Raw genomic sequence first — 24,768 nt, 5'->3', positions numbered from 1 at the left:
ATGTTCAAATTCAAAACCTTATTTTTAGCTGCCCTTTTAATAATCCCATGTATTCACTATGGACAGCATACGGATCAAATCAACTCTAACAGACCCGGTGAAACGATGTCCGCATTTGCAGTTGGAAAATCAGTAATTCAAATAGAAACAGGGATTTATGGAATCAAAGAAAAACATAATTTATTGAATTATGATGCCAATGGTTTGGGGATTGATGCCACGTTAAGATATGGACTTTTCCTAGAGAAATTAGAATTGATAGCCGATTTACAGTACCAAAACGAAAAATTTACCACGTTATTTAATAACTCTAATAAATCAGCGCTAAAGCAAACCGTTTTAGGAGCCAAATATCTAATTTACGATCCATTCAAAAATTATGAAAAAAAAGTAAATGTTTACAGTTGGAAAGCCAATCGTGCTTTCAATTGGCATCAATTAATCCCTGCTGTTTCCGTATTTGCAGGAGCTAATTTTACCATGGCTAATAATCCATATTCTTTTTCTCCTAAAGCGAGTATATCCCCAAAAATCATGTTAATTACACAAAACCATTTGGGCGACGGAACATGGGTTTTTGTTACCAATATTATTGCCGATTACGTAACAACTGACTATCCAAGTTATGGATATGTATTGACATTAACTAAAGGATTTAACGATAAATGGTCAGGTTTCGTAGAAAACCAAGGCTTTAAAAGTGATTTTTATAGTGATGCAATTGTTCGCGGAGGTGCTGCTTATTTACTCAACAAAGACATGCAAATTGACGCATCAATAAGTACTAATTTCAAAGATACTCCTTCTGTTCTTTATGGAGGAGTAGGTTTTTCCTGGCGCTATGATGCAAATTATCAAGAAGTACGAATGAGTATTGACAGTGGAGGCGACAAAAAATCAAAATCAGTAAAAAAAGCAGAGAAAAAAAATAAAAAACGCAAAGACGAAATAGAAACTACACCCCAATAATAATGATTACAATAAAAGAAGCTAAAACAAAAAGTGAATTAACCAATTTCATCAAATTCCCTTTTTCTTTATACAAAAACAATAAAAACTGGGTTCCACCCATCATCGCTGATGAACTGGAATCGTTTGATAAGACCAAAAATCCTGCTTTCGAAAATGCAGAGGCGTATTTTTATATTGCGTACCAAAACAATGAAATTGTTGGCCGAATAGCGGCTATAATCAATTGGAGCGAAGTGAATGATCAACAAAAAAAGAAAGTTCGTTTTGGTTGGTTTGATGTCGTTGATGACATTCAAGTGACAAAAGCACTTTTGGAAAAAGTATATGAATTAGGTCGTAAAAATAATTTAGAGCACGTTGAAGGTCCTATGGGATTCTCAAATTTAGACAAAGTTGGTGTACTAACAGAAGGTTTTGATGAAATGGGAACCATGATTACGTGGTACAATCATCCGTATTACGCCAGTCATTTTGAGCAATTGGGTTATGCCAAAGAGAAAGAATACATAGAAAGTAAATTCCCTTTTGCCAACGTAAAACCGGAATTTTTTGAAAAGGCAAATGAATTGGTAAAAAGAAGGTACCAGTTAAGTCCGCTAAATTTTAAAACTACTAAAGAAGTGATGCCCCACGTGGATAAAATGTTTGATTTATTCAATGAGTCCTATGCTTCTTTATCCTCTTTTGTAGCCATTTCAGATACACAAAAAGAATATTTTAAGAAAAAATATATCAGTTTCATTAATCCTGAATTCATTAAATTTGTGGAAGACAAAGACCATAATATTGTCGCTTTTAGTATTGTGATGCCTTCTTTTTCGGAAGCATTGCAAAAATCAAAAGGAAAATTATTCCCATTTGGATTCCTGCATTTACTGAAAGCAAAAAAACAAAGCAAAGACGTGCTTTTTTATCTCATTGGTGTTCTCCCGGAATACCAAAACAAAGCAGTCACAGCAATCATATTTAAAGAATACTACGAAACTTTTAAAGAAAAAGGGATTATCAATTGCTTCAGAACTCCTGAATTAGCTGACAACCTTGCAATTCATAATTTATGGAAACATTTTAATACTGTAGTTCACAAACGCAGATGTACTTTTTTAAAAATTCTGTAATAATTGAGATCATAACTAAAAAATCCATCAGCGGCGAGTGATGGATTTTTTAGTTATAGATGGTTGCTTTTTATAATAAAAATCACATTTTACAATCCACTTTTGACAAAACTACATTCCCTTCAAATTTTAATTGTGCTGCATCCTTAAAAGTTACTTTTCCTGTATAATCATCCACTAAGTCTCCAAAACCTTCAACATAGGTATTCCCTTTTTTCAAAAAAACGACTTCACGAACGGTAGCAACACCTTCTGACATGAAGGCATAATCCGCAAAAAGCGTATCTCCTTTTATTTTTCCAACTAATGTCCCAAAACTTTTGTCTTTCTCATAGAAATTATAACTCAGTTTACCCGAAGTCAATTGATCTCCTTTCACATTCAAAGTCATTGAAATCGTATCCTTTTTTAAAACTACACGGTAACATTCTTCGGATACATGTTCTTCAACAACTTTTTTTTCTGATGCAGCCGGAGCTTCTTCCTTTTCTTTTTTACAAGAAACTAGAATGCTTATAAAAACGACTCCTAATACTATTACTTTTTTCATAGATTTTTCATTTTAGTTTTATAAATGTACCAATTCATAGCTAAATTCATTCCAAAAAAAACCATTCGCTTGGCGAATGGTTTTTTTTGGAATGAATTTAAGACTAAATTAAGCGTCCAAATCTACTTTAGTTCGTGATGCAATTTCTTTATAGGTTCCGTTTTCTAATTTTTCACGGATAGCTTCAAAAGCAGTAAGTGTTTGAGCTATATCATCCAATGTATGAGGAGCAGTAGGAATAACACGCAATAAAATCATTCCTTTTGGAATCACTGGATAAATTACTATCGACAAGAAAATACCATAATTTTCTCTTAAGTCATTCACCATTACCATCGCTTCCGGCACACTTCCTTCCAAATAAACTGGTGTAACACAAGTATTGGTATCACCAATATTAAATCCTTTGCTTCTCAAACCATTTTGCAGAGCATTTACATTTTCCCATAATTTGTCTTTCAATTCTGGGTTATCACGCAACAATTGCAAACGTTTCAAAGAACCAATGGTTTGAATCATTGGCAATGCTTTTGCAAACATTTGAGAACGTAAGTTGTATTTTAAATAATCGATGATGTCTTTATCAGCCGCCACAAAAGCTCCAATATTAGCCATCGATTTTGCAAAAGTCGAAAAATAAACATCAATATCTTCCTGAACGCATTGCTCCTCACCTGCTCCTGCACCTGTTGCACCAAGAGTTCCAAAACCATGTGCATCATCAACTAGCAAACGGAAATTGTATTTTTCTTTCATTGCTACAATCTCTTTCAGCTTTCCTTGTTGCCCGCGCATTCCAAAAACACCTTCGGTAATAAATAAAATACCGCCACCAGTTGTTTCTGCAAGTTTTGTAGCACGCGCCAAGTTTTTTTCCATACTTTCGATGTCGTTGTGCTTGTAAGTAAAACGTTTTCCGCTATGCAAACGAACACCGTCAATAATACAAGCGTGCGCATCTACATCATACACAATCACATCATTTCTGGTAACCAAAGCATCAATGATTGACACCATTCCTTGGTAACCAAAATTCAATAAATAAGCTGATTCTTTCATTACAAAAGCAGCCAGTTCTTGCTCTAATTGTTCGTGATATTTAGTGTGGCCACTCATCATACGCGCACCCATTGGGGCAGCTGCACCAAACTCGATAGCCGCATCTGCATCTGCTTTACGAACTTCAGGGTGATTTGCAAGACCTAAATAGTCATTCAAGCTCCAGTTCAAAACATCTTTCCCCGCAAACTTCATTCTTGGACCTAATTCTCCTTCTAATTTAGGAAAAACAAAATAGCCTTCCGCTTGTGAAGCCCATTTTCCTAATGGTCCTTTATTGTTTTGAATCCTTTCGAATAAATCCTTTACCATAATATATCAAGTAATAATTTTAATTTTAAGAAGTTGCAAAAATAATTATTTAAATTTTATAATTGTATTGAAAGTAAATTTATTTTTCATGGTTTATCTTGATGACTATCAGGAGGTATTTCCTGCTCTACACTATATCTTTTGTGCCGAAGAAAAATCGGCACAAAAGGATGCCGTTTCGATCAGGGCTAAAAAAAACGATTCCGATGATAAACTTTGTATATTTGGATAAATATTTCAACATTAGAAATTTATGTCCGAAGATACAAAAGAATTAAAACTTGCCGTTCTCATTGATGCTGACAACGTTCCGTATAGTAATGTAAAAGGAATGATGGAGGAAATAGCCAAATTTGGCACACCAACCACCAAACGTATTTATGCCGATTGGACAAAACCAAATGCCGGAGGCTGGAAAAGTGTTTTATTGGAACATGCGATTACGCCGATTCAACAATACAGTTACACAGTGGGTAAAAATTCTTCGGATTCAGCGATGATTATTGACGCCATGGACCTGTTGTATTCCGACAAAGTAGATGGCTTTTGTATCGTTTCCAGTGATTCTGATTTTACACGTTTAGCAATCCGATTGAGAGAATCCGGAATGAAAGTCATTGGAATTGGAGAACAAAAAACACCAAATTCATTCATTGTAGCCTGCGATAGATTTATTTATATTGAAGTTTTAGACGGAGCTATCAAGAAGAAATCACCAAAACGAACTGCCTCAGATGCCAAAAAAGCTACCCCAAAAAGCTTAAACAAAGTCGATGTACAAACTATCGAATTAATAGAATCAACCATCGAAGACATTGCTGATGACAGTGGCTGGGCTTTTCTTGGAGATGTAGGAAACCTTATCGTTAAGAAAAAACCCGAATTTGATCCAAGAAATTATGGTTTCGCAAAATTAACTCCCATGCTTAAATCATTAACTGATATTTTAGAAATCGATGAAAGAGATTCCGATAAAAAAGGAATCAAACATGTTTATGTACGATTGCGTTTTAGTTAGACTAACTTCTTAACAGCCTCATATAATGTTTCTTTTTTAATGGGTTTAGACAAATAATCATTCATCCCTATTGCCTTAACACGCTCTTTTGTGGTTTCCATCACATCAGCAGTTACTGCAATGATTGGAATTTCGCTATTATGCGCACCGGCACCTCCATTTCTAATTGCAATTGTAGCTTCATAGCCATCCATAACTGGCATTTGAAGATCCATTAGAACAATATCAAATTGATTGGTTTTAAATGCCTCCAATGCTTCTTGTCCATTATTCGCATAAACAACAGTCGTATTTAACCATTTCTTGGTAATCATTTTTATGACCATTTGATTAATCGGATTGTCTTCAACTACTAAAATCGATTTTCCATCCAAATCATCAATAACAGTTTTAACAGGAGCTTCAACCTTTTTCTGTTCTGTTGATACTTCAAAATCAATTGTAATAACACAAGTCGTTCCCTCATTGATTTTACTATCCATTACAATAGTTCCGTTTTGCATATCGACCAAAGTCTTAACAATGTAAAGTCCTAATCCAAGTCCGCCAAATTTTCGCTTATTATTAATGTTATTTTGAGAGAAAGAATCAAAAATACTATCCATTTTATCCTTGGAAATCCCCACACCAGAATCCGAAACAGTCAAAATCAAACTCGCTTTATTATTAGGTTTCAATTCAGCATCTATACTGAATTTCACAAAACCAGCGGCTGTAAATTTAATGGCATTATTCAATACATTGTTCACCACCTGAACCAATCGGGTCAAATCTCCAATTAAAAAATCAGGAATAGTATCCGATTTTAAAAATTGAAATTCTAACCCTTTATCTGTAGCCATATTTATCGCATTATTCTTTAAATGCTCCAAAACCTGTACCGGATCAAATTGCTCATTTTCCAACCTTAATTCCCCTTTTTCAATTTTAGAAAAGTCTAAAATATCATTGACAGAACTCAATAAACTATGAGAAGAATACTTTATAATTTGGCAATTTTTTATTATATTTTTATCCTGAACTTCATTAGAAATAGAATCAATTAAATTCATAATAGCATTGAGTGGCGTTCTCAATTCATGACTAATATTAGATAAAAAATACGATTTCAAGTCATTCATCTCCTGAGAACGAACCAAAGCGATTCGAGTAAGTTCATTTTTTTCATTTTTAAGATTCCTGATCAGGTTTGCCATTGAAAGTGAAAGGAAAATAACTTCTAAACCGGTTCCTAATTTAGAACTGTTCTGCGTCAAAAATGAATTAGGAACTTGACCGAAATTATTTAGAATAAATATTCCAAATCCAAGAATTAAAAAGAAAATACCAACGGTAAAAAAGCCATCAACATACTTGTTTTTATAATACAGATAGATGACCGAGGATATGATCAAGATGAGAATCAGCAATCCGAGTACGTTTGCCAAAGGATAACTAATTGCCAGAGCTACCGGAACAAAAAGGATGCAGAAAATTAACACAAAAGTTAAAAAATAAACGATATTAAAAAGAAGATAAATCGTTTTATTATACTTTTTGACATTTAAGAAAACTTCGCTGTACTTACCCAATAAAAAACCGGCTATCATCGCAAAAAACAATACTGCACGAAGCGAAAACCATCCACCCTGTGGCGTAACCAACTCATAAAAATACCCGTCCAAAGAAAATTGCATTAAGCCAATAAAAATAACATACAAGCTATAATACAAAAATGTTTTTTCGCGTAAAGCAAAATAGAAAAAAAAGTAAATAATGGAAACAATTGTCAGAATTCCATAAAAAATTCCGAAAAATAATTGCTCTTCTGAAACTGTTTTTATAAAACTTTCTGAAGAATACAGTTTTATTGGTATTTTTGTTGCTTCACCGTCGCTTTTTAAGTGTAAAAATAATTTTAAACTGGATTTTGGTGCAATTTCAATTTTAAAAATAGTCTTACGATTGTCAAAACTACGTTTAGAATATTGCATATTATCACCACTAACTTTTTTGGTGATTCTTCTTGAAGCTGAATCAAAAATATATAATTCTACCAAATCAGTAATTGGTCTAGCAGTCTCTAAGTAATATTTTAAGGATAAGTCCGTAGGGTTTTTAAGTTCAGTCTTTACCCAAAAATTATTCTGAGTAAAGCCTAAATCATCATTTTCCGTTTTAAGCTTTTTAGGACTCAATGAATTATAATTTGCAGTTACAAATTGGATATCTAAATTTCTTTGGCCAACATCTGCAATTGTAGTAAATTGATAAAGAGAAATTTTTTCAGGAATTGCATTGCTTCTAAAAACATATTGTGAATAAGTATTTGTAAAAAGCAACAAGAAAAATAATAATTTCAAAGTACTAGAAAGTCGATCGAATTTTTTCTGACCCATGTTTAATAAATTACAATTAGACAAAAGCACTTACTTAAAAAGAGCCCTTTAGTTTTTCTAAGTACTCTTTTTTTAATTATACTTTTCTATTATGTGAAGTAAAACAATTCATTTCAAATAATAGCATTTAAAGCACAAAATCTTAAAATAACTTTCACTGTAAAACAAAAAATTTTTCAATTTTGGAAATACTGTACCTATTATCAATTACTATCTCAATACAGCCTGTTCTGGATATACAAATTAGCACTTTGGCTAATCGTTAACGTGTCATTTTATAATACTTAAACTAAAGTCGTTAATATCCTGAAATTTAGTTTAGGAATTTCAATGACAACTGTTTATAATTAAGAAGGCAAGAAAAAAATAATTAATTTTTCCTGACGCATAGCCACAAAAAAAGAGGCCTTTTTAAAGGGCCTCTAATTCAGACTTTGATTTGTTATTATCGACTTATATCTTTCGATACAATTAACTATCAAATACAATACTCTTTGCAGATGGTTATATTCACAAACAAATCAAAACCATACCCAAAGATAAGGCAAATTTAATTCCAAACCATTCTAATAAAACACTTTAACTCTTAATTAACGCCGTGATTTTAGAATTTTAAAAACCACTGTTTAAAATAAAATTTCTACCCGTCAAGAATCCATCTTGGTCAATAGCCACAAAAAAAGAGGCCTTTTTAAAGGGCCTCTAATTCAGACTTTGATTTGTTATTATCGACTTATATCTTTCGATACAATTAACTATTAAATACACTACTCTTTGCAGATGGTTATATTCAAGAACAAATCAAAACCGTATCCAAAGATAAGGCAAATTTAATTCCAAACCAATCTAATAAAACACTTTAACTCTTAATTAACGCCGTGATTTTAGAATTTTAAAAACCACTGTTTAAAATAAAATTTCTACCCGTCAAGAATCCATCTTGGTCAATAGCCACAAAAAAAGAGGCCTTTTTAAAGGGCCTCTAATTCAGACTTTGATTTGTTATTATCGACTTATATCTTTCGATACAATTAACTATTAAATACACTACTCTTTGCAGATGGTTATATTCAAGAACAAATCAAAACCATATCCAAAGATAAGGCAAATTTAATTCCAAACCAATCTAATAAAACACTTTAACTCTTAATTAACGCCGTGATTTTAGAATTTTAAAAACCACTATTTAAAATAAAATTTCTACCCGTCAAGAACCGATCTTGGTCAATATCCATAAAAAAAGAGGCCTTTTTAAAGGGCCTCTAATTCAGACTTTGATTTATTATTGTCAACTCCTATCTTTCGATACAATTAGCTATCAAATACACTACTCTTTACAGATGGTTATATTCAAGAACAAATCAAAACCATCTTCAAAAATAAAACAAATTCAACTTCAAACCATTCTAATAAAACACTTTAACTCTTAATTAACGCTGTGATTTTGGGCTTTTAAAAACCAACTATTTAATATAAAATTTCTAGCCGTCAAGAATCAATCTTGGTCAATAGCCACAAAAAAAGAGGCCTTTTTAAAGGGCCTCTAATTCAGACTTTGATTTGTTATTGTCAACTCATATCTTTCGATATAACTAACTATGAAATACACTACTCTTTGCAGATGGTTATATTCAAGAACAAATCAAAACCATAATCAAAGATAAGGCAAATTTCGATTCAAATTACTCTAATAAACCATTTTAACTAATCATTAACTTACTGAAATACAAATAATTAAAAAAAAAACTATCATAAAAATTGATCAATTCATTGCAAATTCAACCACAATACTTCACAAAAAAGGAGGCCTTTTTAAAGGGCCTCCGATTGTAGATTTTGATTTACCATTTATCAAATTATACCCTTAAGCATAAAATTACTATTTGAATAAGCTTCTCTTTTCAGATGGTTTTATACAAGTGATTAATCAAAACCGCACCCAAAGATATAAGTATTATTAGTTTAAACTATAAAAAAAATATATTTTAACCATTAATTAACTTGCTTATTTATAACACATTAAGTCAATATTTTAATTGCTATTATTTAGGAGCGGTTAGTGCGCTATAAGCTTCATCAAAATGAAATTTCTAAAAAAATGTATCTTTGGATAATTAAATTAAAACCTAAAAAATGCAACTCGTTTTCGCTTCCAACAACAAAAACAAAATTCTGGAAATACAAAGCATACTTCCCGAAACAATCAAAATTCTAAGTTTAGAAAGCATTGGCTGTCATGAAGAAATTCCTGAAACAGCAGATACAATTGAAGGTAATGCCATCTTAAAAGCCAATTACGTTACTCGCAACTATGGTTACGATTGCTTTGCTGACGACACTGGACTTGAAGTGGATTCTTTAAATGGGGAACCTGGAGTTTTTTCTGCACGATATGCTGGCGAACAGCGCGATGCTGATGATAATATGAATAAATTATTGAATGCATTATTAGGTAAAAATGATAGAAAAGCACAATTTAAAACAGTGATTGCATTAAATTTAAATGGTGAACAACATCTTTTTACAGGAATCGCCCGAGGTGAAATTACTTTAGAAAAGACAGGTAATCAAGGATTTGGCTACGACCCTATTTTTAAACCTGAAGAATATCAGGAAACTTTTGCACAATTATCATTGGACATAAAAAATAAAATCAGTCACAGAGGAAAAGCGACACTCCAACTAATAGACTTCTTGAAGGAAAATAAATAAATGTTTTTAATACCACATTTTTATAACAATATATTCGAATTTGGGTCGTAATCTCACACTCGTTTTTTAAATCAAAACCTACGTTTCACAAATAAAAAACATAACTTTCTGATAATCAAATTACAATAAATCATTAAATCTTAAAATAGCATTAGTTTATATGAATTATAAACAGTAATTTTGCACCCTATTTTAAAAATACATATGAATAAATTTGAACAATTAGGATTGAGTGAATCGTTACTGAAGGCGATTTTAGATCTAGGATTTGAAAATCCGACCGAAGTACAGGAGAAAGCGATTCCCCTATTATTGGAAAAAGACACAGATATGGTTGCGTTGGCTCAGACAGGGACAGGGAAAACGGCAGCTTTTGGTTTTCCAGTTATTCAGAAAATTGATGCCAACAACAGAAATACACAAGCATTAATTTTATCTCCAACACGCGAACTTTGTTTGCAGATTACCAACGAAATTAAAAACTACTCTAAATACGAAAAAGGTATTAATGTGGTAGCAGTTTACGGTGGAGCTAGCATAACAGAACAAGCGAGAGACATAAAGAGAGGCGCACAAATTATTGTGGCAACTCCAGGAAGAATGCAAGACATGATTAATAGAGGTTTAGTAAACATCTCTCAAATCAATTATTGTATTCTAGACGAAGCTGACGAAATGTTAAACATGGGTTTCTACGAAGATATCGTAAACATCCTTTCTACTACCCCAGACGAGAAAAGCACATGGTTGTTTTCTGCAACTATGCCTGCTGAAGTAGCTAGAATTGGAAAACAATTCATGAAAGATCCAATTGAAATTACAGTTGGAGCTAAAAATTCAGGTTCTGCTACAGTTTCTCACGAATTTTACCTTGTAAATGCACGTGATCGTTACGAAGCTTTGAAACGTTTAGCTGATGCTAATCCAGACATTTTCTCAGTAGTTTTTTGTCGTACCAAAAGAGATACGCAAGCTGTTGCTGAAAAATTAGTTGAAGACGGATATAGCGCTGCTGCATTGCACGGCGATTTATCTCAAGCGCAACGTGATGGTGTAATGAAATCTTTTAGAGGAAGACAAATCCAAATGCTTGTAGCTACTGATGTTGCTGCACGTGGAATTGATGTTGATAGCATTACTCACGTAGTGAATTATCAATTACCTGACGAAATTGAAACGTATAACCACCGTTCAGGTCGTACTGGTCGTGCTGGTAAATTAGGAACTTCTATTGTAATCGTAACTAAAAGCGAATTGCGTAAGATTTCTTCAATTGAAAGAATCATCAAACAAAAATTCGAAGAAAAAACGATTCCTTCTGGAATTGAAATCTGCGAAATCCAATTATTACACTTAGCTAATAAAATTAAAGATGTAGAAGTTGATCACGAAATTGACAACTATCTTCCTGCAATTAACAGCGTTCTTGAAGATTTATCGAAAGAAGAATTAATCAAGAAAATGGTATCGGTTGAATTTAACCGTTTTATCAATTATTACAAAAAAACTAGAGATATTTCTAATCAAACTTCAGGTTCTGAAAGACGTGAGCGTGATGATAGAGATGGTGCTCCAAGAGAAAATAACAATGGTGGTGCAACAAGATATTTTGTGAACATAGGTTCTAGAGATAACTTTGATTGGATGTCATTGAAAGATTACTTGAAAGAAACATTAGACTTAGGTCGTGATGACGTTTTCAAAGTAGATGTAAAAGAAGGTTTCTCTTTCTTTAACACAGATCCGGAACATACTGATAAAGTAATGGAAGTATTGAACAACGTACAATTAGAAGGACGTAGAATCAATGTTGAAATTTCTAAAAATGATGGTGGCGGAAGACGTGATCACAATGGAAGAAGTTCAGGTGGAAGTTTTGGTGGTGCTAGAAGAGAAGGTAGTTTTGCTCCAAGAAGAGAAGGTTCTGGCGGCGGTGGATTTAGAAGCGACAGAAATGCAGCTCCTAGAGAAGGTGGATTTGGCGGAAGAAGCGAATCAAGAAGTACTGCTCCAAGAAGAGAAGGTGGCTTTTCATCTGACAGACCTAGAACTGAAGGCACATCTGACAGAGCGCCTAGACGTTCGGAAAGCTTTGGTGATTCACCAAGACCAAGAAGACCAAGAAGAGACTAACATTTAGTTAATTTTCTTATAATTATATAGAGAAACTACAAAATATTTAATCCTCTTTTATTACTTTTAAAGTTTTAAATGAGTTTATGAAATATTTTGTAGTTTTCTTTTTTTTAGTACTATCTGCAACCGCTTTCGCGCAAGTTATAGAACATTCCCAAAGAGTTAATGGTATTATTATTAACAACAGTTCTAAGCAACCTTTGTCTAATGTAAATATCATCAACATCAATAAAGTTAGAGGCGCAACTACCGATTCGAGAGGATATTTCGAAATTGATGTGCAACCAAACGACACTTTACACTTTACCATCTTAGGCTTCCAATCTTTAAGAGTACGGGTTACAAATGACTGGATAAAAAATAAAAGCACGAAAATTCAACTTACCGAAAAAGCAATTGCATTAGAGGAAGTAGTCATAAGACCTTTTAATTTAACTGGTTATCTGGAAGTTGATTCAAAATTAATTCCTACAAAAGAAAACTACCGTTATAGCATTTCAGGATTAACACAAGGGTATGAAGCAGGTGAATATTCTCCAAATGCCTTTGGTAGAGTACTTGGTTCTATCTTTAACCCTGCGGATATGCTTTATAATTTCTTTGGTAAAAACCCAAAGGACCTCAAAAAGCTAAAAGAAATGAAAAAGGATGATACGGTTCGAAATCTACTCGAATCTAAATTCGACAGAGAAACAATATCTGTACTTCTTGGTGTGGATAAAAATGAATTAGCCGAAATTTTGCAACGTTGTAATTATTCGGAAGCATTCATACAAACAGCAAATGATTTACAAATCATGGACGCAATAAGTGGCTGTTATGAAGAATATAAAATTTTGAAGAAAAAATAACATAACATCTACGGGTTATTCTCAAGACAATTTCAATACTCTGTATGAAAGCAGCTGAGGATTTTCACTCTTAAAATAATTAAATTTGAGTTTTAGCTAACATTTAAATAATCCAACAAAATTCATGTCTAATATACCTTTCCAATACATCAATTGGGACAAAATAGAAAGAACTGAACATAAAGGGGAAACTGGAACCGCTTATTGGCAAACTTTGCAATTAGGAGGGCTCCAAATTCGGAAAGTTATTTATTCTGAAGGATATTTAGCAGATCATTAATGCCAAAAAGGCCATATTGTACATTGCCTTGAAGGTGATTTCATAAGTGAAATGGAGAATGGAGAACAAACGATTCTGTCTAAAGGAATGACGCGTATGTTGTTTCTGATGATTTGAGCTCTCATCGCTCTATAGCCGCTAATAGAGTTGAATTATTAATCATCGATGGGTATTTTCTAAAATAATATTTAAAACAAATCAAAATATTCTATACATTTACTTATATCAAAATTAAAAACAAAATTTAAATAAAATATCATGGCAAAAAGTCAAGACGCAAAGAAAACAGCAAAAAAAGAGCCTTTAAAAACGGCTAAAGAGAAGAAAGAAGAAAAAAGAGATAAAAAAAACAGTCCTAAAAGAGACTAATTCTTTTATAAAAAAACCCTCGTTTATTGCTAAACGAGGGTTTTGTATTTTATTGAAATTCACTATTATTTGACTGGAATATTGGCTAAAATTTCCAAAACAAATTTCCAAAATTTCTGAGAAGAGGAAATACTCGCTCTTTCATCTGGAGAATGCGCACCGTGAATCGTCGGTCCAAAAGAAATCATATCCATATCAGGATAATTAGTTCCCAAAATTCCGCATTCTAATCCTGCGTGACAAGCCACAACTTTTGGTTTCTCGTTATTTTGTTTTTCGTAAATAGCAACCAGGACGTCTAGAATTTCCGAATTTACATTTGGAGTCCAACCCGGATAAGAACCTGAAAGTTCCACTTCACAACCTACTAATTCGAAAGCTGAACGCAAAGAATTAGCCAAATCATATTTAGCCGTTTCTACAGAAGAACGGGTCAAACATCCTATTGAAATTTCACCATCTTTTACAATTACTCTGGCAATATTATTAGAAGTTTCTACCAGGTTCTCCATATCGGCACTCATTCCATACACTCCGTTATGCGCTGCATAAATTGCCCTGATTATCCCTTCCTGAACACCTAAATCCATCACTTTTTTCGGCAAATCACATTTAACGATTTCGATAGTTAAGTTTGGCTCTGTAGTTTTAAATTCACTTTTGATATCATTAATGATTTCTTGCATGTCAAAAATATAAGCTTCATCAAACATTTCGGAAATAATCACTTTAGCAATACTTTCTCTAGGAATAGCGTTACGCAAACTACCACCGTTTATTTCCACCACTTGCAAACCGAAATTTTCAAAAGCATCAAATAACAAGCGGTTCATGATTTTATTGGCATTACCCAAACCTTTATGAATATCCATTCCAGAATGACCGCCATTCAATCCTTTTACGGTAATAATATGCCCTACAGAACCTTCCGGAACTTCCTCTTCGTGGTAACTTCTTGTAGCCGTTACATCGATTCCTCCAGCGCAGCCAATGTCAATTTCATCATCTTCCTCTGTATCTAAATTTAACAGGATTTGGCCTTGTAGAATTCCCCCTTTTAAGTTCAAAGCTCCGGTCATACCGGTTTCTTCGTCAATGGTAAACAAAGCTTCAATAGCTGGATGCGGAATGTCTTTACTTTCTAAAATTGCCATAATTGTGGCGACTCCAAGACCGTTATCAGCACCTAGAGTTGTCCCTCTAGCGCGAACCCAATCACCATCCACATACATGTCTATTCCTTGTGTATCAAAATCAAAAACAGTATCGGCATTTTTTTGATGCACCATATCCAAATGACCTTGTAGCACAATCGCTTTCCGATTTTCCATTCCTGGAGTAGCCGGTTTGCGAATAATTACATTCCTGATATCATCTTCAAAAGTTTCCAATCCCAGACTGTTTCCGAAATTTTTCATAAACTCAATCACACGTTCTTCTTTTTTAGAAGGACGAGGTACTGCGTTCAAATCGGCAAACTTATTCCAAAGTACTTTAGGTTCTAGGTTTCTTATTTCTTGACTCATTTATTTTTGTTTGAGGTTTAACATTTACAAGTACCAAAGTTACAAAGTTTAAATTCTTTTCGATACTAATTGATATTGTAATTATCTTTACATTTTCAAAATTTATCTAGTGAAACCAAAATATTTTCTTTCATTCTTTCTTTTAATCCAAATACTGTTTTTGCAGATTATTTCTTTTTTCCCACAATATGTCGAGCAATTTTACAGTAATGGCTTGTATCCAATTATTGCTAAATTTTTGAGAATTATTTTTGGCACAATCCCTTTTTCAGTAGGTGATTTTATTTATTTTATAGTGATTCTCTTTATTTTAAAATGGTTTTGGAACAAAAGAAAATCCTGGAAACTAGATTGGAAAAACAACATTTTGGCAGTTTTAAGTTTTCTTTCGGTTTTTTATTTTTTATTTCACATCCTTTGGGCTTACAATTATCACCGCCAGCCACTTTTTGAGAAAATGGCAATCCAAAAAGAATACTCAGATGCAGACTTATTGGCTTTCACCAAAAAATTAATCACCAAAACTAACGCTGTTCAAGGTCAGATTACTAAAAACGACAGCTTAAAAGTGGTGTTCCCATATTTGCAAGAACAAGTTTTTGAAATGAACTTGAATGGTTATAAAAATTTATCCAATCAATACTCTTATTTTACATATAATTATTTAAGTACAAAGAAATCAATTCTCAGTTTGCCGTTGGCTTACATGGGTTTTGGCGGCTATTTGAATCCGTTCACTAATGAGGCACAAGTAAATTATCTTGGACCAATGTATAGTTTCCCAATGACAACCAATCATGAAATGGCACATCAAATGGGTTATGCCAGCGAAAGTGAATGTAATTTTATTGGATTTTTAGCTTCAGTAAAAAATGATAATCTATACTTTAAATATTCTGGATACACCATGGCTTTGCGCTATTGTTTAAGCAATTGGCAGGTTCGAAATGAAAAAATATATAAACAATTGTTAAAAACTGTTCATCCGGGAATTTTGAAAAACTACAAAGAAAGTGACACTTTCTGGAAGCAATATAAAACCCCAATTGAAACTGGGTTTCATGCTTTTTATGACCACTTCCTTAAATTAAATCAACAAAAAGACGGTATGGAAGGATATAGTAAATTTGTGAATTTGATGGTGAATTATTATAAAAACAATAATAGGCTATAAACGTAAACCGCTTATAGCCTATTGTCCTTCTTTAATTTTACTCGAATTTTACATTTTTTCAAGCAATAATCCTGTAGCTGTAAGTCCAGGGCCAAATGCCATTGCTACCACTTTTGTTCCTGATTTTATGTTTGGATCATTTACAATTTCATTAAAAATATGTGGAATTGTTGCCGAAGACATATTCCCCATACGCCGTAATATTTCGTAAGACCAAAAACCCTGGTCTTTAGACAATCCAACGGCATCTATCACATAATCTATGATTTTTGGTCCGCCGGGATGTATAGCAAAATGCATATTGGCTTTCTCTTCATCAAGATCCACATGTCCTTTTTTGCAAAGTGTAGTCAAAAAAGGTTTGATATTTTTACGAATAAAAACCGGAACGCGTTTAGAAAGCGTCATTAAAAAATTATACTCCCCTAAATCCCAAGACATATCTTCCAATGAATCTGGAATAATTACCTCATGAGCCGCTATAATTCGCAATCCTTTTTTCTCTTCAAAGGAATCATCTTGCATATACGATTCCTCATCAAATAAAGAATAGCCTATGAATCCATCTGCAAAAAGAGAACAAATCATGGTGTTTGAATTGGAAAACTCAACTAAATTTAAATGGGCTGACAATAATTCAGTGTGAACTATATCGACTCTACCCCTAGTATCACTAGAGCAAAGCAAACTTCTCCCTGTACGAATTGCTGGAAAAGCACCGTAACATCCCATATGATAGGAATGAGTAACTTGAACCGTTTCCCAATCTCTTTCTATTACTGCTTCCTGGGCAACACTAGGAGAAGAATAACCGGAACAAGTAACATGAATCAGATTTTCCGGACAACAAATTTTATTTAAATAAAACTCATCAAAAACATATCCCATTTTTCTTTTAAACCATTCCATTCGGACCTCTATTTTAGGTCCAGAGAGATTTCCCGCCTTCACCTCAAAACCGCTAGGAAAATGGTATGCAGAAGGAATCGTAATATCCATTTCATTTTCAATAAAATCCTCAACATCTTCAAAAATTAAAATTTGTCTACAATTTATGCTTTCTGAAGAAACCGAATATTTATCTACATGATCAGATATAAATTCAAAACTTAATGGCTCAACTCCATTACTTTCATAATTTCCAGATTGTTGGAGATTTTGAAAATGATAATAAAGGAATTTTGTGTACTGATTGAGCTTTGTTTGATCTATTAATTTTCCTACCAAAATGGGATGAAAATTGGAAAGGATTACATTTTCCATTAATTATATCTTAAATTATTACTATAAAATTAATTAAACATAAATTATTACTATAAAATTAATTAAAATTAATTCTAAAAACAATGTCAATAATTTACTGAAACTAAATAATTTCAAGTAACTGATTATCAATTACTTACAAAAGCCATATTTTTGTTAAAATACTAATTATCAATACATTGTAAGAATGATTCTACATTTAGAAATAGTACTGATTATCAGACCTATAGAAATGTCAGCGCAACTTTTATTGTTAAATTTTAAAATATTAATCGCTAATTTACAGGAACCCATTTTCAAGTTAATTCAAACGTTTAAAAAACTTATTTAGTAAACATTTCTGTTTTAAAAATACGATTCAAATAGAGAAATTGAAACCACTATCTTAAAAGATAAAGATTTTGACATGGGGGTTAGGATCCGTTTTTTTGATGATGTGATACTAATTACGATATTCTTTAATTTGCACACAAGAAGCATTTTCTACTTTTATTTCAGTTCCCGATTTTTCCAACAGACTCGTAACTAAATTTCGTTTGAAAACTATTACGTTAGCACCTTTTTTATCATTTTAAAACGTCTAAGAATTAAAATTTCAGGCAACAAGATCCCCTAAAATTATTATATTTCACACCTCATCACTGGTAAAGACAGTAAAACTTTTCTTTTTATACGGGCGGATAATCAATCGTCCTTCGCGGTCAAAACGAATGTAGTTATACACCCAATTCAAGAAAACTACCGCTTTGTTTTTGAAGCCAATAAGAGAGAACAAATGCACAAACATCCAGACAAACCACGCAAAAACACCACTAAAATGGTATTTTGGCAAATCGACAACCGCTTTATTTCTGCCTATGGTTGCCATGGCCCCTTTGTCAATGTATTCAAAAGCTTCCATGGGTTGTTTCCCAATTAATTTAATTATGTTTTCTCCCAACAATTTGCCTTGTTGCATGGCAGGTTGTGCCATCATGGGATGTCCTTGCGGATATGCTTCAGTTTCCATAGATGCTATATCGCCCACAGCAAAAATATTATTGTAACCTACGACTTGATTGTATTCGTTTACTCGAATGCGCGCTACTTTTTCAATCAAAGATTTAGCATCTAATCCGGCAACTATAGCACCTTCTACACCCGCAGTCCAGATTACCGTCGCAGTTTCAAATGTTAAATCAGAGTTGGTAAGAATCGTTCGCCCGTCATAATTAGTAACGCGAACATTTTTCCAGATTTTCACCCCCAAACGTGTTAGAAATTTTTCGGCGGCTTGTGAGGAATGCTCGCTCATGGTATTGAGAATTCGGTCGCCACTTTGAATGAGATTGATTTCCATCTTTGCAATATCAAGATCAGGATAATCTTTTTGCAAAATGGCTTTTTTCATTTCTGCTAAAGCACCAGCCAGTTCTACTCCTGTTGGCCCGCCACCAACGAGTACAAAATTAATAAGGCTATTTTTTTCGATAATGTCAGTGGTTAAAACGGCTTGTTCGAAATTTTCAAGAATAAGACTGCGAATATTGAGCGACTCCGGTATGGTTTTCATGGACATACTGTTGCGCTCTATTTCTTTATTGCCAAAATAATTGGTTTTGGAACCCGTCGCTATTACGAGATAATCATAACTCAGTTCTCCGATTTCAGCAATTACTTTTTGATTTTTAGTATCAATTTCTGCTACCGTAGTTAATCTAAAATAGACATCATCGTATTCATGAATTACTTTCCGGATAGGATATGCGATAGAACCCGCTTCGAGTCCGCCAGTGGCCACTTGATACAATAAAGGTTGAAAAGTATGATAGTTGTGTTTGTCTAAAAGAACAACTTGGACGTCTTTATTTTTTAATTTTCGGGCCAGTGCAAGTCCTGCAAAGCCTCCTCCTATGATGACTATTCGGGGTAAATCTGAATTAGGGATGTTCATATTTAAAAAGTCTGAATTGTTGATACTCAAAGATACAATGTTTTACAATTTTGAATTCTATCATTATTATCAAAATTTTTGTTTGGAAAAAGTTCTTAAGAAATCTAAACGTGTAAATTAGCCCAGATGGCAATGGAAATCCTTTCTAGTCCTGCTTTTTTTCAGGACTGGAAAGATTGTAATGTACAGCGGGACGAATCCTTCTCTTGGATTCTAAAAACTTGTGCTTCCAGAAAAAAAGGGCTACTTTGTAACAAAATCTATCTTTGGATAACTAACGTCTGTATGAGTGATAATTTAGAACATTCTTTTGTAAAGCAGTTGAAGGAAAATCAGAATATAATCCACAAAATTTGTAGGTTGTATACTAATGGCGATGATGCACACAAGGATTTGTTCCAGGAAATCACGATTCAGCTCTGGAAAGCGTTTCCAAAATTTAGGGGTGACAGCAAATTTTCGACTTGGGCGTATCGCGTGGCTTTGAATACTGCAATCACTTTATACCGAAAAACCAAGCGATCCATAAGTACCATTGAGTTTGAAGGGCGGCAACATTTTTTGAACGATGTTGAGTATAATTATGAGGAAGAAGAACAGATAAAACTCATGTACAAGGCTGTTTATCAGCTAAATGATATTGAAAAAGCGTTAGTTTTTATGTATCTTGAGGATAAAGATTACACCGAAATAGCCGAGACTTTAGGAATTAGTGAAGTGAATGCCAGAGTTAAAATGAATAGAATAAAGGGGAAATTGAAAAAAATATTAAATCCATTAGGAGTATGAAAGAGCTGGATTTATTAAAAAAAGATTGGCAAAAGAATGATAATTCTTTTGAACAAGTTTCGGAAATAGAGATTTACAAAATGATTCATAAAAAATCATCTTCGATAGTGAGATGGATTTTGATTATCAGCATTTTGGAAGTTTTATTGTGGACGTCAATTAGTGTTGTTTTTAATTCGGATGATTATTTAAAAAAGATCAAGCATGATGAATTAATCCAATATTTTGAGGTGCTAACCATTTTTAATTATGGCGTAATATTGGTTTTTATTTATTTATTTTATAAAAACTACATTTTGATTTCGACAACTGATTCCACAAAACAGTTGATGAAAGACATTCTAAAAACCCGTAAAACAGTCCAATATTATGTTTGGTATAATCTTGGAATGATTGTTTTTAGCTTAATTATTGGTTTTGTAATTGCCTTTTCTTACAATCCTGACGTAAGCATGTTAAAGGAAAAGATTGCCAACGACGGAAAAATTATGGCCATCACAATAGGCATTCTAATTTTGACTATCGCTGTACTTTTTGGAATATTCTGGTTGTTTTATAAGTTATTGTATGGAATATTGTTGAAAAGATTATATGCCAATTATAAAGAATTGAAAAAGATAGATTTGTAAATAAAAAGAGGGTAGTTCACAATGAACTGCCCTCTTTTTATTTAATATTCCCAACTTCGGGTTTTATTTAATTCTTGCTGTTCTTTGATTATTTCGGTTGGGATAACTTTTAAAAACGAAGGATGTTGTTCAATAGCATATTCTACTTTTTCAACAATTTCATCAATTGTATCGGTATCGTAATCAATATCTAATGGTTCTTTGATGATAAAGGACTGCAGGATTCCTTTCTTTTTCATGCGCAATCCCTTTTTATCAAACGAACGACGGAAACCATCAATAACAATGGGAACAACAATAGGTCTGTGTTGTTTGATTATATGAGCCGTTCCTTTACGAACGGGTTTGAACGATTTTGTAGTTCCTTGCGGAAAAGTGATTACCCAGCCATCTTTTAGCGCAATTTTGATATTTTCAGTATCATCTGGATTTACATCTTTCTTTTCTTCAACATCGACTCCTTTAGCTCTCCAAGTTCTCTCTACCGAAATTGCACCTGCATAGGCCATAATCCTTGGCAATAAACCGGCTTTCATCGTTTCTTTGGCGGCAACATAATAAATATTCATTTTGGGATGCCAGAGGTAACACACGTTTTTAATTGTATCGTCACGCCCGCTTAAACTAGCATTAAAGACATGAAACATGGCTACAACATCGGCAAAATAGGTTTGATGATTGGAAATAAAAAGTACGCTGGTATCCGGTAAATTTCTGATAATTTCAGAACCTTCAATTTGTAATTCGTTAAATCCTCTGTAACGTCTGTGGGTGATTGCTCCGAAGATTCGGATCAGCCATTTTTTTATAAATAATATGTGCCCAAAAGGATTTCTCTTAAACAATACCATAAAACCGTGTCTTTTTTATTAATCTGGATTACAAACGTACGAAAATTATATTTGTAGTTCCTTACTGATTTTTAGCAAAATTTTTAACAAAACATAGTTAATAAATTGATTTTTCAATCCTGGGAAGACGAATCTTTCAACCTAAAACCGCTTTCAAAACTTCTTTCAATTCACTCAACATCATGGCTGTAGCACCCCAAACTATGTGCTCCTCTATTTTAAAAGCGGGAACATTAATTTTACCGGCGTAGGAAGTTACCATTTCAGCATTAATAACTATCTCATCACTCAAAAAAACCGACAAAGGCAATTCAATTATATTTGCAACTTCATTAGAGTCAGGAACAAAACTGATTTCCGCTCTACTAATTCCTAAAAAAGGATATACCATAAAATTACTTGGCGGAATATACAATGCTGTAAAAGGCTTAATAATTTCTATGTCTCTGGGAAGAATTCCTATTTCCTCATGCGTTTCCCGTAGGGCCGTATTAGCAAAAACAACATCTTCCGGTTCAAATTTACCGCCAGGAAAGGCAATTTGTGAAGAATGGGTCCCATCATAGGAACTTCTTACAATTAGCACCAAATGAGTTTTTCCTTTTTTAGGATAGAACAACATCATGACTGCAGCTTTTCTTGATTTTTTATTATCAAATATTCCATTTTTTAAAGCCTCTATTCGTTCTAAAGGCGCCATTTTAATGTGCGCTTCTAATGCAGGAAGCTTTGCTTGAGCAAAATTGGGAACATATTTTAAAAAATCTTGAAAATCCATAATCAAAGTCTATTTTTGCATACCAAAAGATCTTATAAATATAGTTTAGAAAATAACGTTTTACAAATTTTCTAAAATCAAATTCAAATAAATAAAAATGTACAGCAAAGAAGAAACTCAAAAATTAAAACGTGAATTCTGGGTGACTTTCGCAGAAAAATACCCGAGGAAATGGGTACTATACGATACCAAAATAAAGGATTTCTCTTTCAAGTTTTATGTAGATAATAAAAAGGCCCAAGTTTTAATAGATATTGAGCATCGTAACGATGAAAAACGAATTGCCTATTTTGAAAAAATAGAAGCATTAAAAAATATTTTGGAAGACGAATTCATAAAAGATTTGGTTTTCGAAAAAGACTATACTCTAGAAAACGGCAAAACCATCAGTCGCATTTGGGTTGAGAAAACAGGTGTTGGCGTTAGCAATCGCAACTATTGGGATGAAATATTTGATTTTTATAACGAAAAAATGAATGCCCTGGAATTGTTCTATAGTGAGTATGATGAATTTATCAAAGATATTGAGAAAATGTAGAGCGTGACGCGCTAAAAGAAATCGGTCGAGCTAAACGAGTGTTAGTCCTCGCACTTCTTTTCAGGGTGTGGGTTTTTCACTCTTATTCCAAATGCAAAGAATAAAATAACAATCTATTTTAGGGAATTCAAATTGACATAAAAAATCAGCTTTAAGCTGATTTTTATTTACATATTGAAGATATTATAAACTATTATTCTATCATCATAATTGATATATAATTGCTTTCTGTTGCCTTGTTTTTTACGAGTAATGATTGAAAGGGTACAATCATCGCCATTATTATCTTTACATGTAAACGAATAAACAATATCGGTCTCATTTTCTTCGGTGGCTTGATACTCTATAATTTCAAACAATTGGATAACTTGAGAATAAATTACAATTCTGTTTTTATTGGTATCCAATGTGACTAAAATATTGACCAAATCTAAATCAGACCATTTTCCCCATTTCCCATTTTCCTTTTTTTCTAAAACACTAAAACCTGAAGTTTTAAACTTATAGTTTTGGCTGAAGGAATATTGCAGACCTAAGATCATAAAAAGCAATATTACTACTATTTTTTTTCTCGTCATTATTTAAAAATCAAAATTCATTACTTCTCTTATCGCTTTTTCAAAATCGAATATTATTTCTTCAACGATTGCTCCCACTGGTTTTATCTCGTGAATTAAGCCCGCGACTTGACCTATTTCTAATTCTCCTTCTACTAAATCTCCCTCAAACATACCCCGTTTTGCTCTCGCTCTTCCTAATAAACCAATTAAATCTTCTTTTGTTGCGCATTTTTCATAAAAATGCTGAACATCCTGATAAAATTTATTTTTAATCAATCGAACAGGAGCGAGTTCTTTCAAGGTCAATTGTGTGTCGCCTTCTTTGACATTTACAATCGTTTTCTTAAAATTTTCATGCGCTGATGATTCCTCCGATGCGGCAAATCTACTTCCTAACTGAACTCCATCAGCTCCAAGTACCATAGCGGCAAGCATCCCACTACCGGTAGCAATACCTCCGGCCGCGATCAACGGAATCATAATTTTTTCTTTCACCATTGGAATTAAAGTAAACGTAGTGGTTTCCTCCCTTCCGTTATGTCCTCCGGCTTCAAATCCTTCGGCAACTATGGCGTCAACACCGGCATCTTGAGCTTTCAAGGCAAAAACAGAACTACTGACCACATGCACAACAGTTATGCCATTTTCTTTCAAATGAGAAGTCCATATTTTTGGATTTCCAGCTGATGTAAAAACGATTTTCACTCCTTCCTCAACAATAATTTTCATGATTTCTTCAATGTTGGGATACAACATCGGAACATTTACACCAAAAGGGTTTGAAGTAGCTTTTTTACATTTTTGAATGTGTTCCCGCAAGACTTCAGGATACATCGAACCCGCACCTATCAATCCTAAACCTCCGGCATTACTAACTGCACTCGCTAATTTATAACCACTATTCCAGATCATTCCTCCTTGAATAATTGGATATTTAATCTTGAAAAGCTCCGTGATTTTATTCATTTACTA

The 24,768-nt window shown here is 33.2% G+C and carries 21 protein-coding genes; 11 read left to right on the top strand and 10 right to left on the bottom strand.

The features are described from left to right. Positions 1 to 969, top strand: coding sequence for a transporter (locus ACM55G_RS10015; RefSeq protein ID WP_416843782.1), 969 nt, complete (start codon positions 1 to 3; stop codon positions 967 to 969). Between the two features lie 2 nt (positions 970 to 971). Beyond that, positions 972 to 2,090 (top strand): GTP cyclohydrolase, encoded by a 1,119-nt coding sequence (locus ACM55G_RS10010; protein WP_416843781.1) that lies wholly within the window; start codon positions 972 to 974, stop codon positions 2,088 to 2,090. An 82-nt stretch (positions 2,091 to 2,172) separates the two neighbouring features. Here the strand turns inward: ACM55G_RS10010 and ACM55G_RS10005 are convergent, their stop codons facing one another. Beyond that, complete coding sequence (locus tag ACM55G_RS10005; protein ID WP_416843780.1) at positions 2,173 to 2,640, bottom strand: hypothetical protein; 468 nt, start codon at positions 2,638 to 2,640, stop codon at positions 2,173 to 2,175. Positions 2,641 to 2,748: 108 nt separating this feature from the next. Next, a complete protein-coding gene (locus ACM55G_RS10000; RefSeq protein ID WP_416843779.1) occupies positions 2,749 to 4,011 on the bottom strand; it encodes an aminotransferase class I/II-fold pyridoxal phosphate-dependent enzyme in 1,263 nt (420 codons plus the stop codon). A 253-nt stretch (positions 4,012 to 4,264) separates the two neighbouring features. Here ACM55G_RS10000 and ACM55G_RS09995 point away from each other — a divergent pair, with 253 nt between their 5' ends. After that, positions 4,265 to 5,029, top strand: coding sequence for an NYN domain-containing protein (locus ACM55G_RS09995; RefSeq protein WP_416843778.1), 765 nt, complete (start codon positions 4,265 to 4,267; stop codon positions 5,027 to 5,029). Here ACM55G_RS09995 and ACM55G_RS09990 read toward each other — a convergent pair. Beyond that, a complete protein-coding gene (locus tag ACM55G_RS09990; protein WP_416843777.1) occupies positions 5,026 to 7,407 on the bottom strand; it encodes a hybrid sensor histidine kinase/response regulator in 2,382 nt (793 codons plus the stop codon). The genes ACM55G_RS09995 and ACM55G_RS09990 overlap by 4 nt on opposite strands. 2,133 nt (positions 7,408 to 9,540) lie before the next feature. Between ACM55G_RS09990 and ACM55G_RS09985 the strand changes: the two genes are divergently transcribed. From ACM55G_RS09985 to ACM55G_RS09970, 4 genes are all read left to right on the top strand, one after another. Further along, complete coding sequence (locus tag ACM55G_RS09985; RefSeq protein WP_416843776.1) at positions 9,541 to 10,119, top strand: non-canonical purine NTP diphosphatase; 579 nt, start codon at positions 9,541 to 9,543, stop codon at positions 10,117 to 10,119. A gap of 204 nt (positions 10,120 to 10,323) precedes the next feature. After that, positions 10,324 to 12,252: a DEAD/DEAH box helicase gene (locus tag ACM55G_RS09980; protein WP_416843775.1), complete on the top strand. Its 1,929-nt coding sequence runs from the start codon at positions 10,324 to 10,326 to the stop codon at positions 12,250 to 12,252. An 86-nt stretch (positions 12,253 to 12,338) separates the two neighbouring features. Then, positions 12,339 to 13,106 carry a carboxypeptidase-like regulatory domain-containing protein gene (locus tag ACM55G_RS09975; protein ID WP_416843774.1) on the top strand — a complete coding sequence of 256 codons (768 nt, stop codon included), beginning with the start codon at positions 12,339 to 12,341 and terminating at the stop codon, positions 13,104 to 13,106. A 124-nt stretch (positions 13,107 to 13,230) separates the two neighbouring features. Beyond that, a complete protein-coding gene (locus tag ACM55G_RS09970) occupies positions 13,231 to 13,386 on the top strand; it encodes a hypothetical protein (protein WP_416843773.1) in 156 nt (51 codons plus the stop codon). 434 nt (positions 13,387 to 13,820) lie between these two features. Here the strand turns inward: ACM55G_RS09970 and ACM55G_RS09965 are convergent, their stop codons facing one another. Beyond that, positions 13,821 to 15,281, bottom strand: coding sequence for an aminoacyl-histidine dipeptidase (locus tag ACM55G_RS09965; RefSeq protein ID WP_416843771.1), 1,461 nt, complete (start codon positions 15,279 to 15,281; stop codon positions 13,821 to 13,823). 109 nt (positions 15,282 to 15,390) lie between these two features. Here ACM55G_RS09965 and ACM55G_RS09960 point away from each other — a divergent pair, with 109 nt between their 5' ends. Beyond that, positions 15,391 to 16,455, top strand: coding sequence for a DUF3810 domain-containing protein (locus tag ACM55G_RS09960; RefSeq protein ID WP_416843770.1), 1,065 nt, complete (start codon positions 15,391 to 15,393; stop codon positions 16,453 to 16,455). 48 nt (positions 16,456 to 16,503) lie between these two features. Here ACM55G_RS09960 and ACM55G_RS09955 read toward each other — a convergent pair whose 3' ends face one another. Together ACM55G_RS09955 and ACM55G_RS09950 are read right to left on the bottom strand one after the other, a co-directional pair. Next, positions 16,504 to 17,718 carry a 3-oxoacyl-[acyl-carrier-protein] synthase III C-terminal domain-containing protein gene (locus ACM55G_RS09955; protein ID WP_416843769.1) on the bottom strand — a complete coding sequence of 405 codons (1,215 nt, stop codon included), beginning with the start codon at positions 17,716 to 17,718 and terminating at the stop codon, positions 16,504 to 16,506. A 628-nt stretch (positions 17,719 to 18,346) separates the two neighbouring features. Continuing rightward, positions 18,347 to 19,651, bottom strand: a complete 1,305-nt coding sequence (locus ACM55G_RS09950; RefSeq protein WP_416843768.1) for an NAD(P)/FAD-dependent oxidoreductase — start codon at positions 19,649 to 19,651, stop codon at positions 18,347 to 18,349. Positions 19,652 to 19,936: 285 nt separating this feature from the next. Here ACM55G_RS09950 and ACM55G_RS09945 point away from each other — a divergent pair, with 285 nt between their 5' ends. Further along, positions 19,937 to 20,440, top strand: coding sequence for an RNA polymerase sigma factor (locus ACM55G_RS09945; RefSeq protein WP_416843977.1), 504 nt, complete (start codon positions 19,937 to 19,939; stop codon positions 20,438 to 20,440). Continuing rightward, positions 20,437 to 21,069, top strand: coding sequence for a hypothetical protein (locus ACM55G_RS09940; protein WP_416843767.1), 633 nt, complete (start codon positions 20,437 to 20,439; stop codon positions 21,067 to 21,069). Before ACM55G_RS09945 ends, ACM55G_RS09940 begins: the two co-directional genes overlap by 4 nt. 41 nt (positions 21,070 to 21,110) lie before the next feature. Here the strand turns inward: ACM55G_RS09940 and ACM55G_RS09935 are convergent, their stop codons facing one another. Beyond that, positions 21,111 to 21,920 (bottom strand): lysophospholipid acyltransferase family protein, encoded by an 810-nt coding sequence (locus ACM55G_RS09935; protein WP_416843766.1) that lies wholly within the window; start codon positions 21,918 to 21,920, stop codon positions 21,111 to 21,113. A 136-nt stretch (positions 21,921 to 22,056) separates the two neighbouring features. Further along, positions 22,057 to 22,698: an NUDIX hydrolase gene (locus ACM55G_RS09930; protein WP_416843765.1), complete on the bottom strand. Its 642-nt coding sequence runs from the start codon at positions 22,696 to 22,698 to the stop codon at positions 22,057 to 22,059. Between the two features lie 97 nt (positions 22,699 to 22,795). Here ACM55G_RS09930 and ACM55G_RS09925 point away from each other — a divergent pair, with 97 nt between their 5' ends. Further along, on the top strand, positions 22,796 to 23,236 hold the full coding sequence (locus tag ACM55G_RS09925; RefSeq protein ID WP_416843764.1) for a DUF4268 domain-containing protein: 441 nt from the start codon (positions 22,796 to 22,798) through the stop codon (positions 23,234 to 23,236). A 167-nt stretch (positions 23,237 to 23,403) separates the two neighbouring features. Here ACM55G_RS09925 and ACM55G_RS09920 read toward each other — a convergent pair whose 3' ends face one another. Both ACM55G_RS09920 and ACM55G_RS09915 read right to left on the bottom strand, forming a co-directional pair. Continuing rightward, positions 23,404 to 23,814, bottom strand: coding sequence for a hypothetical protein (locus ACM55G_RS09920; RefSeq protein ID WP_416843763.1), 411 nt, complete (start codon positions 23,812 to 23,814; stop codon positions 23,404 to 23,406). A gap of 3 nt (positions 23,815 to 23,817) precedes the next feature. Then, positions 23,818 to 24,762: an NAD(P)H-dependent flavin oxidoreductase gene (locus ACM55G_RS09915; protein ID WP_416843762.1), complete on the bottom strand. Its 945-nt coding sequence runs from the start codon at positions 24,760 to 24,762 to the stop codon at positions 23,818 to 23,820. Positions 24,763 to 24,768: the final 6 nt, after the last annotated feature.

Origin of the sequence: Flavobacterium algoriphilum, assembly GCF_048158655.1 — a bacterium.
In the GTDB taxonomy this organism is placed as follows: domain Bacteria; phylum Bacteroidota; class Bacteroidia; order Flavobacteriales; family Flavobacteriaceae; genus Flavobacterium; species Flavobacterium algoriphilum.
This window is presented reverse-complemented; position numbering and strand designations above follow the sequence as displayed.

Bases quoted from the DNA above. Each gene is read 5' to 3' on its own strand.
- ACM55G_RS10015 (WP_416843782.1), top strand. From the start codon at position 1: ATGTTCAAATTCAAAACCTTATTTTTAGCTGCCCTTTTAATAATCCCA.
- ACM55G_RS10010 (WP_416843781.1), top strand. From the start codon at position 972: ATGATTACAATAAAAGAAGCTAAAACAAAAAGTGAATTAACCAATTTC.
- ACM55G_RS10005 (WP_416843780.1), bottom strand. From the start codon at position 2,640: ATGAAAAAAGTAATAGTATTAGGAGTCGTTTTTATAAGCATTCTAGTT.
- ACM55G_RS10000 (WP_416843779.1), bottom strand. From the start codon at position 4,011: ATGGTAAAGGATTTATTCGAAAGGATTCAAAACAATAAAGGACCATTA.
- ACM55G_RS09995 (WP_416843778.1), top strand. From the start codon at position 4,265: ATGTCCGAAGATACAAAAGAATTAAAACTTGCCGTTCTCATTGATGCT.
- ACM55G_RS09990 (WP_416843777.1), bottom strand. From the start codon at position 7,407: ATGGGTCAGAAAAAATTCGATCGACTTTCTAGTACTTTGAAATTATTA.
- ACM55G_RS09985 (WP_416843776.1), top strand. From the start codon at position 9,541: ATGCAACTCGTTTTCGCTTCCAACAACAAAAACAAAATTCTGGAAATA.
- ACM55G_RS09980 (WP_416843775.1), top strand. From the start codon at position 10,324: ATGAATAAATTTGAACAATTAGGATTGAGTGAATCGTTACTGAAGGCG.
- ACM55G_RS09975 (WP_416843774.1), top strand. From the start codon at position 12,339: ATGAAATATTTTGTAGTTTTCTTTTTTTTAGTACTATCTGCAACCGCT.
- ACM55G_RS09970 (WP_416843773.1), top strand. From the start codon at position 13,231: ATGTCTAATATACCTTTCCAATACATCAATTGGGACAAAATAGAAAGA.
- ACM55G_RS09965 (WP_416843771.1), bottom strand. From the start codon at position 15,281: ATGAGTCAAGAAATAAGAAACCTAGAACCTAAAGTACTTTGGAATAAG.
- ACM55G_RS09955 (WP_416843769.1), bottom strand. From the start codon at position 17,718: ATGGAAAATGTAATCCTTTCCAATTTTCATCCCATTTTGGTAGGAAAA.
- ACM55G_RS09950 (WP_416843768.1), bottom strand. From the start codon at position 19,651: ATGAACATCCCTAATTCAGATTTACCCCGAATAGTCATCATAGGAGGA.
- ACM55G_RS09945 (WP_416843977.1), top strand. From the start codon at position 19,937: ATGAGTGATAATTTAGAACATTCTTTTGTAAAGCAGTTGAAGGAAAAT.
- ACM55G_RS09940 (WP_416843767.1), top strand. From the start codon at position 20,437: ATGAAAGAGCTGGATTTATTAAAAAAAGATTGGCAAAAGAATGATAAT.
- ACM55G_RS09935 (WP_416843766.1), bottom strand. From the start codon at position 21,920: ATGGTATTGTTTAAGAGAAATCCTTTTGGGCACATATTATTTATAAAA.
- ACM55G_RS09930 (WP_416843765.1), bottom strand. From the start codon at position 22,698: ATGGATTTTCAAGATTTTTTAAAATATGTTCCCAATTTTGCTCAAGCA.
- ACM55G_RS09925 (WP_416843764.1), top strand. From the start codon at position 22,796: ATGTACAGCAAAGAAGAAACTCAAAAATTAAAACGTGAATTCTGGGTG.
- ACM55G_RS09920 (WP_416843763.1), bottom strand. From the start codon at position 23,814: ATGACGAGAAAAAAAATAGTAGTAATATTGCTTTTTATGATCTTAGGT.
- ACM55G_RS09915 (WP_416843762.1), bottom strand. From the start codon at position 24,762: ATGAATAAAATCACGGAGCTTTTCAAGATTAAATATCCAATTATTCAA.